This window comes from Acinetobacter sp. YH12072 (assembly GCF_013419565.1).
GTDB lineage: Bacteria > Pseudomonadota > Gammaproteobacteria > Pseudomonadales > Moraxellaceae > Acinetobacter.
Genome location: NZ_VOZV01000031.1, coordinates 1 through 14888, shown reverse-complemented (window position 1 = coordinate 14888; position 14888 = coordinate 1). Strand labels below are relative to the sequence as shown.

Here is a 14888-nt window from a genome sequence, read left to right as displayed (position 1 = left end):
CATGACTAAGTTTTTAGCACTATCAAGTTTGTTGGTTATTTCTACTTTAACAACTGCATGTTCTGATGATAAGGAACAGGTTAAGCAGTTAAAAGAAGAAGTGAAGGCTGCACAACAATTAAAACCTCAAGACTTAACTGCTGAACAGCAAGAAGAACTGAAGCAGCGCAAGGCTAGAGCATCCCAAAAGGGCAATATTCTTGATGAATATGATCCTTCTGCACCTCAAAAACCAGTAAAAGCAGAAACCAAAAAAGGATCTGGAAATATCCTTGATGGATATAACCCAGATTCAAAATAATTAAGGATTTATAGGGGATTGCAATGGCAATTATTACTACATTAGAAACAAAAATTGATTCTCTATTAGCAAGTTACGTGACAGGTGTTAGTAGTAATATCGCTTCTGCAATTGTTCCTATAGCTTTGACTGCTGCAACAATTTATATCCTGATCATTGGCTACAATATTGCGACTGGTGCACAAGAAGATTCTATTTATACCGCTTTATGGAAGTTTTTTAAGATCGCTTTTGTTGGTGGAATTGCTTTAAGTGCTGGAGTCTATCAATCCTTTGTTGTTGAAGCTATTAACGGATTGGCTATCGGTTTAATTCAGATTGTTAGTCCAGGTGGTGAAACTTCGTTAGGTGCTTTACTGGATCAAGTGAGCGTTCCGTGGGGTGAATTAATCCAAAAATTAGGTGAGGAAGCTGAATCAGCTTCTGGCATTTTCCCTGATATTGGCTTGTATTTATCTGCTGCTGTTGTTTCTGTCGCTCAATTCCTATTGTTCTTCATTGGTACTGGCCTATATTTACTGGCAAAAATCAGTCTGCAACTTTGTTTAGGCGTTGGTCCCATATTCATTCTGTGTGCAATGTTTCCTGCTACACAAAAATATTTTGAAAGTTGGCTTTCTCAAACATTGAGCTATGTTTTCACCATAGGCTTTATCACCGCAATTATCAGTATGCTCTTTGCTTTCGTTTCAGGCATGTGTACGCAAATCGCTAATAACTTTGATGCGGGTGACATTCTTACTTCTGTAGTTTCCCTCTGTATTGTTGCGGGAACTATTGTAGTGATCATGTGGAACATTCCAACGATGGCTTCAGCCATAACAGGTGGGGCGGGTGTTCAAGGTGTCGGTCGTGCTGTAGCTCAAGCAATTACTAAAGGTCGTGGCGGTAATAATTCAAAATCTGATAGTGCTTCAGCTACTCCTACCACTGGGGGAAGTGTTCAAGGGAATTCTAGCAGCTCTAATAATTCCAATAGCTCGAATACAGGAGGATCTAAGCCGTTATATCAACGACACACTCTCTCTAACCTCAAAAGAAACAAATAGGAATTTTTCTAATGAAAAAACAATTGTTAGCTTTGGGTTTAGGTTCATCTTTGTTTATTAGTGGTCAAGCCAATGCTACAGGTATTCCTGTCATTGACGGTGCTAACCTTGTTCAAGCTGTTCAAAATATGGTGGCTTGGGGTGAGCAATACAATCAGATGGTGAACCAGATCCAACAGGCAAAACAGCAATACGATTCCATTACTGGTATTCGTGGTTTCGGTGATGCTGTCAATAATCCATATCTTAAAGACGTGATTCCAAGTGATGTTGCTGACATTTATAAAGGCATCCAACAAGGCGGTGTCAATGGTATGACTTCAGCAGCTAGAAACATTCGTGATGCCACAATGGTTTATGACTGTGCTTCAAGAACTGGCCAGAACTATAAAGCCTGTCAAGCTGCATTAAATAACAATGCACAAACACAGGCTTTAAATCAGCAAGCGTTAGGCGTTGCGGATCTGCGTACTGAACAGATTGATAATTTGCGTAAACAGATCAATAACACTACTGATGCTAAAGCTATCGCTGAGTTACAGGCTAGGATTCAAGCGGAACAGTCACAAGTTGCTAATGATGCAAACCGAATTGCTTTGATGCAGGCGCAGGCGCAAGCTCAAAAAGATGCAGCACAACAGCTTGAAATTGAAGGCCGATTAAAACGTGCTGCCCAAAAAGGCAACATTCTTGACGGCTACTCTGGTAACTAAACTTTTAAAAAAAATCCCATTTCTTTTGAAATGGGTATTTTTTTTGCAATTTTTCAGAAAACATTGAATTTATAAAACCAAAATATATTATTTTGGTTTACGATTTTTATATTTTTTGGCATACTTAGAGAAATAACTCTAATAGGGTCTATCGGGTCTATCATGAACAAACTTAAAAAAGTATCTGCTGCTGAAGAAGCTAAAAGCTATGAAAAAGCTATGGATTGGGAAGCAGATCTTATTGCGATGCGGGCTAAGTCAGAACGTAAAGCTTGGACTATTGCAAAAGTAGCGGTGGGCGTGGCCGTCTTAGAAGCCATTGGATTAGTGACATTAGCTCCAATGCGCCAGACTGTACCTGTTGTTTTCACAGTAGATAAAGCTCAAGGAAATGTTGAATACGTGGGCGTTGTTGATGATCAGCAAGTAAAAGGCAAACAAGAATTAATTGATAAAAATAACATTACTCGTTATGTAACCGCCCGTGAGAGTTATTTCTATCCGTTATTACAGCCAGATTATGATTTAGTCATGACTATGAGTAGTAATCAGGTCGGTAATGACTTTGCTTCACTCTATGAAGGTGATAGTGCAAGAGATAAAAAATACGGCAAAAAATATGAATTAAAAGTTGATGTGATTTCTGTCCAGACTAATCAGGATGAAACAGGTTTTACTGCTAGTGTCCGCTTCACTAAGACTTTGCATTCAGTCGAAGCTAATCGTGATGAACAGCCACAATATTATATTGCAAGTATTCGATATGAATATGCTCCGAACAATCTAAATAAACTGGTAGAAAAAGATCTAATTAAAAACCCATTCGGCTTTAAGGTCGTGGGCTATCGTGTCGATCCTGAACTATCTCCTAACAGACCTGTACCGTCAGGCTTGGTTGTTGAACCTAGTCAGCAAGTCTATGTTCCGATTCAACAAGGCAGGGCTGCTGTTCAGCCACAAGCTCAACAAGGCGGGGCTGCTGTTCAGCCACAAGCTCAACAAGGAATGTAAAGGATCATTACATGAAAAAATTAATTCTTGCTTTGGGTTTGGCGGTGCATGGGATCTCTTATGCAGCAATTACGCCTAAAGCTATGCCTACCGATTCACGTATTAGAACAATCAATTATGTTCCTAATGATGTTTATCGAATTACTGTCAAAAAAGGCACTGTAACCCGCATTGTATTAGGTGAAGGTGAAAGAATTTTAGAGCGTGGTGCTGCTACTGGATACCCTTCAGACTGTGAAAAGGATGACACCAATTGGTGTATTTTTGCGGATACTGGATCAAATTTAGTATGGGTGAAGCCAAAGGATAAGGCTACTCGGAATAACTTAGAGTTACGCACTAATAAGCGTGATTATAGTTTTGATTTTCAAGTTCTAAATAATGCCAAAGAAAAACCGATGTATCGTGTTGTCTTTAAATATCCACAAGAAGAAGAAGAAAAACGTAAACAGGAAGAAGCTCAACGCTATAACGCTTATGCAGCACAATTAAAAGAAGAAAGCCAACTTACTGAATTTTTGGTTTTACAGCATCGTTTAGCTAATGCTGCGCCTATCCCTAAAAACTGGAATTATCGTCAAGCTGCAAACAGCAAAGGGAAGCACTTTGTTCCAGAAATGCTATTTGATGACGGTCGTTTTACCTATATGCGATTTAAAGGAAATACTGATATTCCAGTCGTATTTATTGAAGGTACGGAAGGGGAAGAAAAAGTTAATTTCCATATCAGTAAAGAAGATCCAAAACTTTTGATTGTTGAAGCTCTAGCTAAAAAATTTGTTTTACGTCAAGGAAAAGGCGTAGTGAGCATTTTCAATGAATCTTATGATCCTGTCGGTGTTGCTCCTCAAGATGGCACTACTGTAGAGGGTGTTAAACGTGTCATTACTGGGGATATGAACTAATGAATATTAATGATCAAAAACCATTAGATGATCAACAAGCTCCTGATGAAGAATTTAACGAATCAGAAAATGGCATTGTTTCTGTCAATGAACGTGGGGATCAGGAAGATGGAAAAGGTAAAAAAATAGCGTTTATTGCAGTTATGGCGGTACTTTTTACTGTTATAGCGGTCTTTGCCTATAACTTCTTTTCAGATAGTAGTGATGCTGAAGAAGCAGCCCAATTAAAAGAAAATCAGATAGATCCAAGCCTAGATGCTTCAGCTAAAAGAAGGGATTTTACTAATACTGATCCTGTGCCAATGGATGCAGGTCAAAATGCTCAATTTCAAAGCCTAGATGCCTGTCAGGATCAAAGTATTCCTAGACAGCTAACAGACAATAACGGTAATGCTTTAACTTATAACGGCATGTTGGTTTTTCAATGCCAAAATGGTCAGCAGATTTTAAGACAGCCTGAAGCTGCGCCAGTAGTTGAACAACAAGCAGCAAATCAACAGCCTGTAGTAATTCAGCCACAGCCACAACAACAAGCTCAATATGTACCTTTAAACAATGGAAGCCGTTACGGTGGCGGGATTTTTGTCAATCCTTCACAACAAGGCGGGGCGGTTGGCCAACCGTCAAGCATGAATCATCAAGCAGCTTATAACCAAGTAACAGGCATGATGAAACAGTTTGAACAGGATCAGAATAGTAATAGCCGTTCTGGTAATTTCTCTGGATCTGGTTTGATGTCTTTAGCCCATGATGATGATGAACCTATGCAGCATCAGCCACAACAAGCTACAACTAACATGGCTAATCATTCCTCTAATAAAGTCCAGGCTAGGTTTATTGGGGATCGAAATTACTTAATTGCTAAAGGTCGTGTAATCCGTTGCAACCTGTCAGTTAAAGTCGTTTCAGAAATTGGCGGTATGGCTTCATGTGTCCTTCCACAACCTGTTTATTCTGATAATGGTCGTGTAGTCCTTGCTGAAGCGGGATCTGAAGTCATTGGAGAATACAAAAGTATTGCAGCACAAGGGCAAAGACGTTTAGGTATCATCTGGTCACGCTTAAAAACTCCACATGGTGTTATTGTCGATATTGATTCTCCCGCAGCAGACCATTTAGGAACAGGTGGTTTAAGTGGTCGAGTAGATAACCGTTGGGGCGCACGTATCGGTGCAGCGTTTATGCTTTCTTTAGTTCAAGACGCTATTGCTTACGGTATTTCTAAAGAAACAGGCGGGAACAATAGCACTCCTTATATGCTTCAAAACACTTCAGACATGGGTAAATCAATGGCTGAAACAGTGTTGAATGAAACAATCAATATCAAGCCAACAATTTATAAAAATCAGGGTGATGTAGCTTCAATTTACGTGGCCAAAGATATTGATTTCAGAGGTGTGTATGAACTCCGCGCAAAATAATGTTTTAAGCAAGGATGTAATGGTTAGACAGCTATTACTTCCATTAGAAAAATTCTTAAAAACTAAAGGGGTGACTGAAATTGCAATTAACGCACCTAACGAAGTTTGGACGGAATCTAATAAAGGATGGGAAAAGCATTCTATAAATCTGGAAATGGCGCAAATAACAGCTTTAGCTAATGTTATTGCTACCTATACCAATCAACGGATTGGCCAAGAAAACCCTATATTATCTGCTCAATTACCTGATGGAGAGCGTATTCAGATCGTTCTACCGCCAGCCATTGAAAATGGAACGGTATCAATGACAATCCGTATTCCTGACGAGTCAAACCGATCATTTCAGGAATATAAAGATCAAGGCTTTTTTGACCACTTCAGATATGGGAAATCTAAAGAGTTTGAGCAGTTTAAACCTGTATTACGTACTGAAGATATTAAGCTAGTCCAGTTTTTAGAAAACAAAGATCTTGAGGGATTTTTTAAATTCGCTGTTCAATGTAAGAAAAATATTGCAGTTGTTGGTGATACTGGTTCTGGTAAAACCACTTTCATGAAGGCAATTTGTCAGTACATTCCTAAAGATGAACGTCTTGTCACTATTGAAGATGTACGTGAACTTTTTGTTCCACATGAAAACAAGGTTCACCTACTTTATTCTAAAGGTGGTCAAGGTAAAGCTAAGGTAACTCCATCTGATCTGATCGCTAGTAATATGCGTATGAAGCCAGACCGTGTATTACTTGCTGAATTACGTGGTGGAGAAGCTTTTGACTTTCTGAAACTGCTTACAACTGGTCACAGTGGATCTATTACAAGTTATCACGCTGAAAGCTGTTCACTGGCTTATGATCGCTACGTCTTTATGTGCAAAGAACATGAACAAGCAAATATCTACGATGCCACTACACTAAAGGAATTAGTTGCTTTAACAATTGATATTATTGTTCATGTTGAAGTGAAGAAAAAATACGATGATGAAAGTAATTTAATAGGTAAAGAACGCTTTATTTCTGAAATCAAATTTGATCCTGTTTCTAAAGTTAAGGCTCAATTTGGTGATGCTGAAATTATTGTAGGGGATAGGGCGTGAATAAAAAAATCCTGATCCTACTCCTTGCAATTTTTTTAGCGGTCGTTGGTTTCTTTATTGCTAAATATCTGGCCGGTGTTCTTTATTATTTAGCTAATAAGACCAATCCATTTCCTGAAGTGAATCTGACAACGTGGGGGTATTATTGGGATTTATATGCACACAATGTACCTGCACAAAAGAAAAAGCTGCAAGGTGCCTTGATCGCTTCACTATTTATCACTTTTGTTCTCCCTGCTTTAGTCATTGCTAGTCTGTTTAATAAAAAACAGTCGTTACACGGTGATGCCAGATTTGCCACAACCAAAGAAATTCAGAAATCTGGATTGATGGGAAATAAGGGAATTTTAGTAGGGAAATATCATAATAAATATTTAATGCTTGGCGGTCAGCAATTCGTACTTCTGGCTGCTCCGACACGAAGCGGTAAAGGTGTAGCGATTGTTATCCCTAACCTTCTAAACTATTCGGATAGTGTAGTTGTACTGGATTTAAAGCTTGAAAACTTCCTACTAACTTCTAAATTTCGTGCTAAGAATGGCCAGAAAGTTTATCTATTCAGCCCATTTTCTGAAGATCTAAAATCTCATAAATGGAATCCATTTGATACCGTTAGTCATGACGAAAATTTTAGAGTAGGTGAAATTCTTGCTATTGGTCGAAGCTTCTACCCTGTGACTGGTGATGCTAAAACCGATTTCTGGAATGACAATGCTAATAACTTATTTCTTGGCCTAGCCCTATATCTATTTGAAACTGAAGATCTGCCTGTAACTATGGGCGAGGTTTTAAGACAGAGTTCAGGTAAAGGTAAGCCAATTCAGGATCATATTAGATCTATTATTGATGAAAGAGCGCAAAGTGATAAACCGCTTAGTGATACTTGCCTAGATGCTTTAAACCGTTTTTTAAGTTCACCAGACAATACGCTCGGTAACATCATTTCTACTTTTACCTCACCTTTAACGATTTTTGCGAACCCGATTGTGGATGCTGCAACTTCATCAAGTGACTTTAAACTTGAAGATGTACGCAGACAAAGAATGTCTATTTATTTTGGTGTTCAACCTAACCGCTTAGGGGATGCTAAGAACTTAATTAATTTATTTTATTCACTCTTAATTGATGTGAATCTAAAAACACTGCCACAACAAGATTCATCTTTGAAATACCAGTGCCTAGTCGTGAATGATGAAGCAACGGCTGTCGGTAAAGTAGCGAAAATTGCAGACGCTAACTCATTTATTGCGGGTTATAACATTCGTTTATTAACAATTATTCAGTCTATTGGCCAGTTAGAGGACGTTTATAAAACTCAAACTAGGGGGCTTGTAACTAACCATGCTTTGCAGATCGTTTACCCGCCTAGAGAACAACGAGATGCTAATGAATATAGTGAAATGCTTGGCTATTTCACTTTCAAAGCAAAATCTAAAGGCCAAAGCCGTTCTATGGCATGGGGGCAAGGTGGCTCTAATTCAGAAAATGAATCAGATCAAAGACGAGCTTTAATGCTCCCTCAAGAGTTAAAAGAATTGTCGCAAGATAAAGAAATTATCTTTATGGAAAATACAAAACCTATCATGTGTGAAAAGGCTAAGTATTTTAATGACAGTGCTTTTGTGGATCGCCTAAAGTCCGTTTCTCCTAGCATGAAAGCAATTAAAGGTTTTCCAACTCACAAGCAATTAGAAAAAATTGCCTTTGAGGATCTGGAACTTTCAATTCCTATTCCTGATTTAGACGTAAAGCTGCATAAGGCAAAAATTGAAAAACGTATAACTGAAATTACTACAGTAGAACAGGCTGAACAGATAGATATTTCTAGCTTAGTTATCCCTGAATTTAAGTTAGATAAAACAGTTTTTGAAGATCCAGAAAATCCACAACCTGAAGAATGTCTACAAGTGGTCGATCAATTCTTTGGGGCTGTTGAATGGGAAGAAGATACTGAAGCGCAAAATATTGTCGATGACTTCTTTAGCCAGGTGGAAGCTAGTGCTGAAAATCCAATAGAAAACCTAGTTGCAGTAGATGAACCAGAGCAAACGGAAAACCTTATTGCAGTTGATGACACTGAATTTAGTCATGACGAAATGGAAAATCTGATTGCAGTCGATGAACCAGAACAAGTGGAAAATCTAGTTGCAGCCGATGAATCAGATCCTCTGGCCATGATTGCAGAAATGGAAAATCTGGTTGCAGTCGATGAACCAGAACAAGTGGAAAATCTAGTTGCAGCCGATGAATCAGATCCTCTGGCCATGATTGCAGAAATGGAAAATCTGGTTGCAGTCGATGAACCAGAACAAGCGGAAAATCTAGTTGCAGCCGATGAATCAGATCCTCTGGCCATGATTGCAGAAATGGAAAATCTGGTTGCAGTCGATGAACCAGAACAAGCGGAAAATCTAGTTGCAGCAGATGAATCAGATCCTTTGGCTATGATTGCAGAAATGGAAAATCTGGTTGCAGTCGATGAACCAGAACAAGTGGAAAATCTAGTTGCAGCAGATGAAGGTCAAAACGGATCTATAGAAAATTCAGATATTGATGACGTTTATCAGGCGTTTTCAGACCAAGTTAATTCTAAATAAGGAAACTATCATGAAAAAAATCTCTCTTACATTAATCAGCCTTGCCCTATCTTTTTCAGTTGTGGGCTGTACTTCAAATAAAGCCGTGACCAGTCCTAATGGCTTTTCATCAAAAGCGGTTAATCAGCCTGACACTGTAAAAAACTATATGCAAAGCATAGCTGTATATCAGCAAAATAAAGATTTAAGCACTGAAACTGAAAGACAAATTGCACTTCTAACAGACAAATATATTCAAACTAAAATGATTATTGACGAAGCAGCACGTCGCCAAAATATTTCTAATCAATAAGGACTTGATCATGACTGAAGCAAACAAGGTCGATAAACCTAGTTTTAATAAAGAACAAACAGGCTATACCAAACTTGGCCAGACGTTAGAAACAAATCAAGCTGAAGTCAATTCGATTGAGAAAGCTGAAAATATAGATATTTCAAAAAGTACAAAAGGTATTAATCAAGATCCTGAAGAAACTAAGGTAACTGATACCAAAAAGCTAAAAGCTGATGACAGTAAAGAATCTAGTGAAGAAGGCATACCTAAAGCATTGCTCAATAAATATTATGTGGTAGATGACAAATATCACTTTAAAGGTAATCCTGAAAAAGTAGCTTTTGAAGATTCTGGAAAAGCTTTAAAAACCACAATTGATGATAAACATATTGCTGCTTCAATGGTGGAGGTAGCAAAAGCTAAAAAATGGGAAACAATACAGGTTAAAGGCTCTGAAGAATTTAAACGGAATGTATGGCTTGAAGCTTCAATGAAGGGCATGACAGTAAAGGGTTATGAACCTCGTGATATTGATCTAGCCTTGCTCAATGACATGAAAAAAGAACAAGGTAAAGAGATAGTTCCCAATACTATTGAAAAGGGTAATGAACGCCAGAAAGAGAAGCCTTTAAATGAGAAGGATAAAGTAGATCCAGTACAGGAACGGAAGGAAAAAATTAATAACCTGTCAGAACAGGAGAAAGCTTTACTGACAGTTTTTGATAAAAAAATGAAAGCTGACGGCTTCACAGAAAAGCAGCGCACAGCCAGTATAGACGTTGCGGTTGAACAGCTTAACCAGAAAAAAATGCACGTTGGAAAATTAGTAGATCATGGTGCAGCACCTTATAAGCATGATCCTAAAAATAACAGCAGCTACTACGCCACTATTGAAAATAGTAAAGGTGAAAAAAATACAATCTGGGCGAAGGATCTGGAACGTACTTTGAAAGAACAAAATATCATTAAGAATGATGATATTGTCCTGACCTATAAAGGGTCTAACAAAGTAGAAGTGAATACTAAAGAAATTGATCCTAAAACTGGACTGCCAACAGGCGCAAGAGTTCAAACACTGGCAAATAAAGGGAAGTGGGAAGCTCAAAGCTTGAGTAAATTGAAAGAAACAACTGAAAAAGCTTTAACCAAAAATGATAAAACTAAGCTTCAGATTCAACATAATGCCGATATTCAAAATCAGAAATTTCATAAGCCAAAATTAACGGCTTATGATGCCAATGCTCCAAAACAACAGCCAGTACAGCAGCCACAAGTTAAAACTCAAGAGAGAAATAAAAATAAAGATATATCTCGATAATCTAGGCCACGAAAACACCCATTAAGGGTGTTTTTTATATCCCGCTACTAGATCAAATGGGAGCAGTTTATTTTCTGCGGTCGCCATTTAAAAAGCACAGCTTTTTAAAGCTCACTTGAAAATCAACGGTAATCAGGGAAGGGAAAATTTAACTGATTGCGTCAGTTCGCAAAGTAGACACTTTGCTCTGATATATGTGCTATGGATCTAGATTAGATAGGTAATATAGATGCCTGGATAAACGCTGCAGCTTGCAGCTTTTATCCAAGCATCGGGATTAGACGTTTTAGAGATTATGGACCAGACAATAATATTGGCAGTCCATAATCTACTAAAACCAATAGAAGGTTAAACTTGGGATATTGCTTGTATTGTCCACCTGTGGACTATATAATCAAATTTAATCTGATTAAGGACGGTAAAGAATGACAAATGCAGATTTTAAACTGCTAGTTGAATCATTGGGATTTTACAACCCTGAAGCGATACGCGATTATTTCAAAGCTATAGGCTTTAATGAATCTATTAACGTCCGACCAATCCAATATTGGTTAAATGGTAAAAGTGTAGCTCTCAATATGCCGATTCCAGACGATGTGGTTGAGCATTTTAAGCAGCTTGAACAAATGAAAATTGAGTTATCAGGCCAAGAGAAATTTAAGAAAAATTGCTTTCTCTACAAAGATAAATATCTAATGTGGGAAAAATTCCCTGAGCTAGAAGGGCTACCTAGTACGTACCTTAATCAACTCATGGTTCTGGTGAATATGCTACATGGTTATAGGGAAATGCAGTATTGCACAAGCTACTAGGAATCATAGAATGAAAAATCAGGATCTTTCTATTGTCGAGCTAATTAGTAAACGCAATAAAATTGTCTATACGGTTTGCGGATTATTGGTCTTACTGACAATCTTATCTTTTGCCAGATACTTTCTGAATTTTAGTATCCTTTACCTTTTAATTCTGCTTATTCCATTTTTTGTATTGATGTATTGGATGATAAGAGTTACCGAACATATAAAAGATGAGAAAAATTTAAAAGAATCTTCTTAATGAAGTGAGTAAATCGTACAACTCATGATCTAGTCTAAGATCTGTTAGTTAAATATCTAAGATGAATGGGAATAGAATCGCATATAATTCTGCATTCACAAAATTTTAGCATCGGTAGTAATCATGGATACAGCTCTAATTCAAACGCTAAAAAAAATTCTTAAGCAGTTTCCAAAATTTTGGAATGGTGAAAACCTCCAAAGATCCCTCGTTATTGATGCAATTCAGAAGAAAGAAGCTGATTTAGTTAAAGCTTTAATCAATAACAGTAAGATTAAGTCTATTTATAGTACCGATGTTGATGGTGTCCTTATTTTTGAGTTTGAAAAGCTCATTAGCCTATTGAAATATAAAGAGTATTGGGCTGATAGTTTTACTAAGTACCGTAATAATGTAGGTTTGACCAGTGAAGGTAAATATTTAGATTATAGTTCTGATGTTGTTTTAGATTTTCCTTTTAAAGATTGTGTTCTTGAAGGTGGAATGACTAAAGAGGATCAGGGTAAGGATGAAATTTATTACAATGAAATCATTGCCCGTGATGAAATTGATCGTCTATTTTCTCCAAAAGTATTCACAAATTCAAAACGCTATATTGAAAATGGTGTGCAAGAAGATATTGGTGAATTTACAAATCAAGATAATCTAATTATTAAAGGTAATAATTTAATCGCTTTACATTCATTGAAATTAAATTTTTCAAATTCAATAAAATGTATTTTTATTGATCCGCCTTATTACTTTATTGAGAAAAAACCTGCTGATACTTTTGTCTACAACTCTAACTTTAAGCTTTCATCTTGGTTAGTGTTTATGAAAAATCGACTAGAAATAGCAAGAGAGCTTTTGACAGAAGATGGTGTTTTATACTTAAACATAGTATCCTAAACTAGAGTACTCTAAGTATTCAAAGTTTAGGATTTTTTTATTTTAGAACTATAACTATTAAATATATGAGGAGATTATTTATGACATTTAATAACAATGAAAATACACGTGTGTGGTTTATTACAGGTGCAAGCAGTGGACTAGGATACGAATTCACAAAAAAAGCATTGGAGTCAGGAGAGAAGGTTGTTGGTGTTGCTAGAAATATTGAAAAACTGAATGAGTTAAAATGCCAGTTTGAAGGAATGTTACTTCCTTTAAGTCTTGATGTTACTGATAGAAGTGCTGTTTCGACTACAGTGGAAACTGCCATTAAACATTTTGGAAGACTCGATATTGTCATTAACAATGCAGGGAATATGGTAATGGGAATGATTGAAGAATTTAGTGAAGATGAAGTTAGAAGCCAAATGGAAACTAATTTCTTCGGTACAGTATGGGTAAGTCAAGCTGTTATGCCGTACTTGCGGGCACAAGAATCAGGTCATATTATCCAGATATCTAGTATTGGTGGACTGATTAGTGGTCCAATGTCGGGAATCTATAGCGCTAGTAAATTTGCTTTAGAAGGATTTAGCGAGGCTTTAGCACAAGAAGCTGCACATTTTGGTATAAAAGTATCTATCGTAGAACCTGGAGGTTACTGGACGAATCTATACTTAAAAATGAGTTTTACTACACAGAAAAAAGAGTATGATTCATTACGTGAAAAGTTGGCCCAACAATATTCAAACGAATCGGTGGATAGTGATCCTAAGTTAGCCGCCGAAGCTATAATGAAACTGGTTAATAGTGAGAATCCGCCTCTCCGATTAGTTCTGGGAAGCCTTGTATATGATTTAGCTGTTGAAAATGCAGAAAAACGTATATTTACATGGAAAGAGTGGGAATCAGTCAGTCGTTCTTCGGAACATGGGATTCCTGCACCAGAAGGATACGGAATAATTGAGGAATAGAAACCCTAAGAAATAAACTCTCTAAACTACAAAAACTAATTAATGATTTAATATGTTTATTAACTTAATCGCTAGAAAGGGAGGCGATTGTATGGAATTGATAAAAATGAGAGGAATAGAAAAATATTTTGGAGGCAAGCTTCTTTTTACTTTTGATAAATTAACTGTTTTTAAGAACGATATTATTGGTGTAGTCGGGTTAAACGGAAGTGGAAAAACGACGTTGTTGGAGATCATTAACAATGATATAGCTCCTGACAAGGGAAATGTTGAGGTTAAGGGAGATATCTCTTATTATAAACAATTCGGTCAATACCACGAATCAGTAGATTCTTGGCAATTGAAAGAATTTCGCTCCAGCTCAACAATATCTGAAGGTTGGTTCAGTGGTGGGGAAAAAACTCGTTTACGTTTAGCTGAGACTTTTTCTAAGAGTAGTTCAATACTTTTACTAGATGAACCAACAGCGAATTTAGATACTAAAGGGATTCAATTGCTAAAGCGAAATTTAGGAAAATATAACACAATGATGATTATTAGCCACGATACAAATTTATTAGATGAATTGTGTAATCGAATTATTGAGATTGACAACAATACCATTAACTGTTTTGACGGGAATTATACTGCATATAAACAGCAGAAGGAACATCAAATTCACACTGAGAAAAGAGAATATGAAAATTATCAAGCAAAGAAAAAGCAACTAGAGGAAGCTTATTTGCAGAAAAAAAGGCAAGCTGAAGCGATAACAGATAAGCCAAGGAATATGAGTAATTCTGAAATTAGAGCTAGAAGTTTCATATCTACTTACAAGTCTTTTGGAGGGCGACAAAAAGCAATAGCAAAGCAAGCAAAAGCCGTGCAATCACGAATAGAGCAGTTAGATGTAAAAGAACAAGTCGAAGAACAGGCAAATATTCGAATTAATTTTGAGCTAACAAATCCCCCGAAAAATAAAATATTAATTCGTGGTGAAGAAGTAACTTTTGGATATGATAATCATTTGATTTTTAATCATGCCTCTTTTGAAATCCGAAACAAACAAAAAGTTGCTGTATTGGGGGATAATGGAAGTGGTAAATCTACTCTTTTTTCTTTAATCAGAAATAAGTATGAAGGGATCTATGCTGTACCGAAATTAAAAATTGGTTATCTGTACCAAGAGTTTGAAAATTTGGTGGTGTTTCAAAAAGTATGCTGACATTAAATGAAGCCATTATTGATGTAAAAAAAGGTTAAGTCGAAAGCTTTAAAATGGTTTTCAATCTTTTTTGAAAAATTACAACTCCTTCTAAAACCGCGC

15 protein-coding genes and 1 pseudogene are annotated in these 14888 nt (G+C 36.8%); 15 read left to right on the top strand and 1 reads right to left on the bottom strand.

Annotated features, from left to right (window positions below):
• Position 1 precedes the first annotated feature (1 nt).
• The 15 genes from FTU19_RS12660 to FTU19_RS12590 all read left to right on the top strand — a co-directional run bounded on the left by FTU19_RS12660 (position 2) and on the right by FTU19_RS12590 (position 14786).
• Positions 2-301: a hypothetical protein gene (locus FTU19_RS12660; RefSeq protein ID WP_015060281.1), complete on the top strand. Its 300-nt coding sequence runs from the start codon at positions 2-4 to the stop codon at positions 299-301.
• 23 nt (positions 302-324) lie between these two features.
• Entirely contained in the window at positions 325-1350 is a 1026-nt protein-coding gene (locus tag FTU19_RS12655) for a type IV secretion system protein (protein WP_168408998.1), read from the top strand.
• 11 nt (positions 1351-1361) lie between these two features.
• Positions 1362-2063 carry a P-type DNA transfer protein VirB5 gene (gene virB5, locus FTU19_RS12650; protein ID WP_004644764.1) on the top strand — a complete coding sequence of 234 codons (702 nt, stop codon included), beginning with the start codon at positions 1362-1364 and terminating at the stop codon, positions 2061-2063.
• A 162-nt stretch (positions 2064-2225) separates the two neighbouring features.
• On the top strand, positions 2226-3074 hold the full coding sequence (locus FTU19_RS12645) for a virB8 family protein (protein WP_180131467.1): 849 nt from the start codon (positions 2226-2228) through the stop codon (positions 3072-3074).
• Between the two features lie 11 nt (positions 3075-3085).
• Positions 3086-3979 (top strand): TrbG/VirB9 family P-type conjugative transfer protein, encoded by an 894-nt coding sequence (locus FTU19_RS12640; RefSeq protein WP_111034401.1) that lies wholly within the window; start codon positions 3086-3088, stop codon positions 3977-3979.
• Positions 3979-5400 carry a type IV secretion system protein VirB10 gene (gene virB10 / locus FTU19_RS12635; protein ID WP_111034402.1) on the top strand — a complete coding sequence of 474 codons (1422 nt, stop codon included), beginning with the start codon at positions 3979-3981 and terminating at the stop codon, positions 5398-5400. Before FTU19_RS12640 ends, virB10 begins: the two co-directional genes overlap by 1 nt.
• Positions 5381-6493, top strand: a complete 1113-nt coding sequence (virB11, locus tag FTU19_RS12630) for a P-type DNA transfer ATPase VirB11 (RefSeq protein ID WP_005253250.1) — start codon at positions 5381-5383, stop codon at positions 6491-6493. The genes virB10 and virB11 overlap by 20 nt, the downstream gene beginning before the upstream one ends.
• Entirely contained in the window at positions 6490-9090 is a 2601-nt protein-coding gene (locus tag FTU19_RS12625) for a type IV secretory system conjugative DNA transfer family protein (protein WP_180131464.1), read from the top strand. The genes virB11 and FTU19_RS12625 overlap by 4 nt, the downstream gene beginning before the upstream one ends.
• 10 nt (positions 9091-9100) lie before the next feature.
• A complete protein-coding gene (locus FTU19_RS12620) occupies positions 9101-9382 on the top strand; it encodes a hypothetical protein (protein WP_005248700.1) in 282 nt (93 codons plus the stop codon).
• A 10-nt stretch (positions 9383-9392) separates the two neighbouring features.
• Entirely contained in the window at positions 9393-10682 is a 1290-nt protein-coding gene (locus tag FTU19_RS12615; protein WP_180009804.1) for an LPD7 domain-containing protein, read from the top strand.
• Positions 10683-11107: 425 nt separating this feature from the next.
• On the top strand, positions 11108-11494 hold the full coding sequence (locus tag FTU19_RS12610) for a hypothetical protein (RefSeq protein ID WP_005248689.1): 387 nt from the start codon (positions 11108-11110) through the stop codon (positions 11492-11494).
• A gap of 10 nt (positions 11495-11504) precedes the next feature.
• The gene (locus FTU19_RS12605) at positions 11505-11738 is read left to right on the top strand and encodes a hypothetical protein (RefSeq protein ID WP_034686370.1); all 234 of its coding nucleotides are present in this window, start codon (positions 11505-11507) and stop codon (positions 11736-11738) included.
• A gap of 123 nt (positions 11739-11861) precedes the next feature.
• Complete coding sequence (locus FTU19_RS12600; RefSeq protein ID WP_180131461.1) at positions 11862-12626, top strand: site-specific DNA-methyltransferase; 765 nt, start codon at positions 11862-11864, stop codon at positions 12624-12626.
• A gap of 80 nt (positions 12627-12706) precedes the next feature.
• Positions 12707-13582 (top strand): SDR family oxidoreductase, encoded by an 876-nt coding sequence (locus FTU19_RS12595; protein WP_078081115.1) that lies wholly within the window; start codon positions 12707-12709, stop codon positions 13580-13582.
• Positions 13583-13673: 91 nt separating this feature from the next.
• A complete protein-coding gene (locus FTU19_RS12590) occupies positions 13674-14786 on the top strand; it encodes an ATP-binding cassette domain-containing protein (protein WP_180131459.1) in 1113 nt (370 codons plus the stop codon).
• 2 nt (positions 14787-14788) lie between these two features.
• Here the strand turns inward: FTU19_RS12590 and FTU19_RS12585 are convergent.
• Positions 14789-14888, bottom strand: a pseudogene (locus tag FTU19_RS12585) (IS1 family transposase); the annotation flags it as partial.

Coding starts and splice junctions, on each gene's coding strand:
- FTU19_RS12605 (WP_034686370.1), top strand. CDS start 11,505: ATGAAAAATCAGGATCTTTCTATTGTCGAGCTAATTAGTAAACGCAAT.
- FTU19_RS12590 (WP_180131459.1), top strand. CDS start 13,674: ATGGAATTGATAAAAATGAGAGGAATAGAAAAATATTTTGGAGGCAAG.
- FTU19_RS12640 (WP_111034401.1), top strand. CDS start 3,086: ATGAAAAAATTAATTCTTGCTTTGGGTTTGGCGGTGCATGGGATCTCT.
- virB10 (WP_111034402.1), top strand. CDS start 3,979: ATGAATATTAATGATCAAAAACCATTAGATGATCAACAAGCTCCTGAT.
- FTU19_RS12645 (WP_180131467.1), top strand. CDS start 2,226: ATGAACAAACTTAAAAAAGTATCTGCTGCTGAAGAAGCTAAAAGCTAT.
- FTU19_RS12655 (WP_168408998.1), top strand. CDS start 325: ATGGCAATTATTACTACATTAGAAACAAAAATTGATTCTCTATTAGCA.
- FTU19_RS12595 (WP_078081115.1), top strand. CDS start 12,707: ATGACATTTAATAACAATGAAAATACACGTGTGTGGTTTATTACAGGT.
- FTU19_RS12615 (WP_180009804.1), top strand. CDS start 9,393: ATGACTGAAGCAAACAAGGTCGATAAACCTAGTTTTAATAAAGAACAA.
- FTU19_RS12600 (WP_180131461.1), top strand. CDS start 11,862: ATGGATACAGCTCTAATTCAAACGCTAAAAAAAATTCTTAAGCAGTTT.
- virB5 (WP_004644764.1), top strand. CDS start 1,362: ATGAAAAAACAATTGTTAGCTTTGGGTTTAGGTTCATCTTTGTTTATT.
- FTU19_RS12620 (WP_005248700.1), top strand. CDS start 9,101: ATGAAAAAAATCTCTCTTACATTAATCAGCCTTGCCCTATCTTTTTCA.
- FTU19_RS12610 (WP_005248689.1), top strand. CDS start 11,108: ATGACAAATGCAGATTTTAAACTGCTAGTTGAATCATTGGGATTTTAC.
- FTU19_RS12660 (WP_015060281.1), top strand. CDS start 2: ATGACTAAGTTTTTAGCACTATCAAGTTTGTTGGTTATTTCTACTTTA.
- virB11 (WP_005253250.1), top strand. CDS start 5,381: ATGAACTCCGCGCAAAATAATGTTTTAAGCAAGGATGTAATGGTTAGA.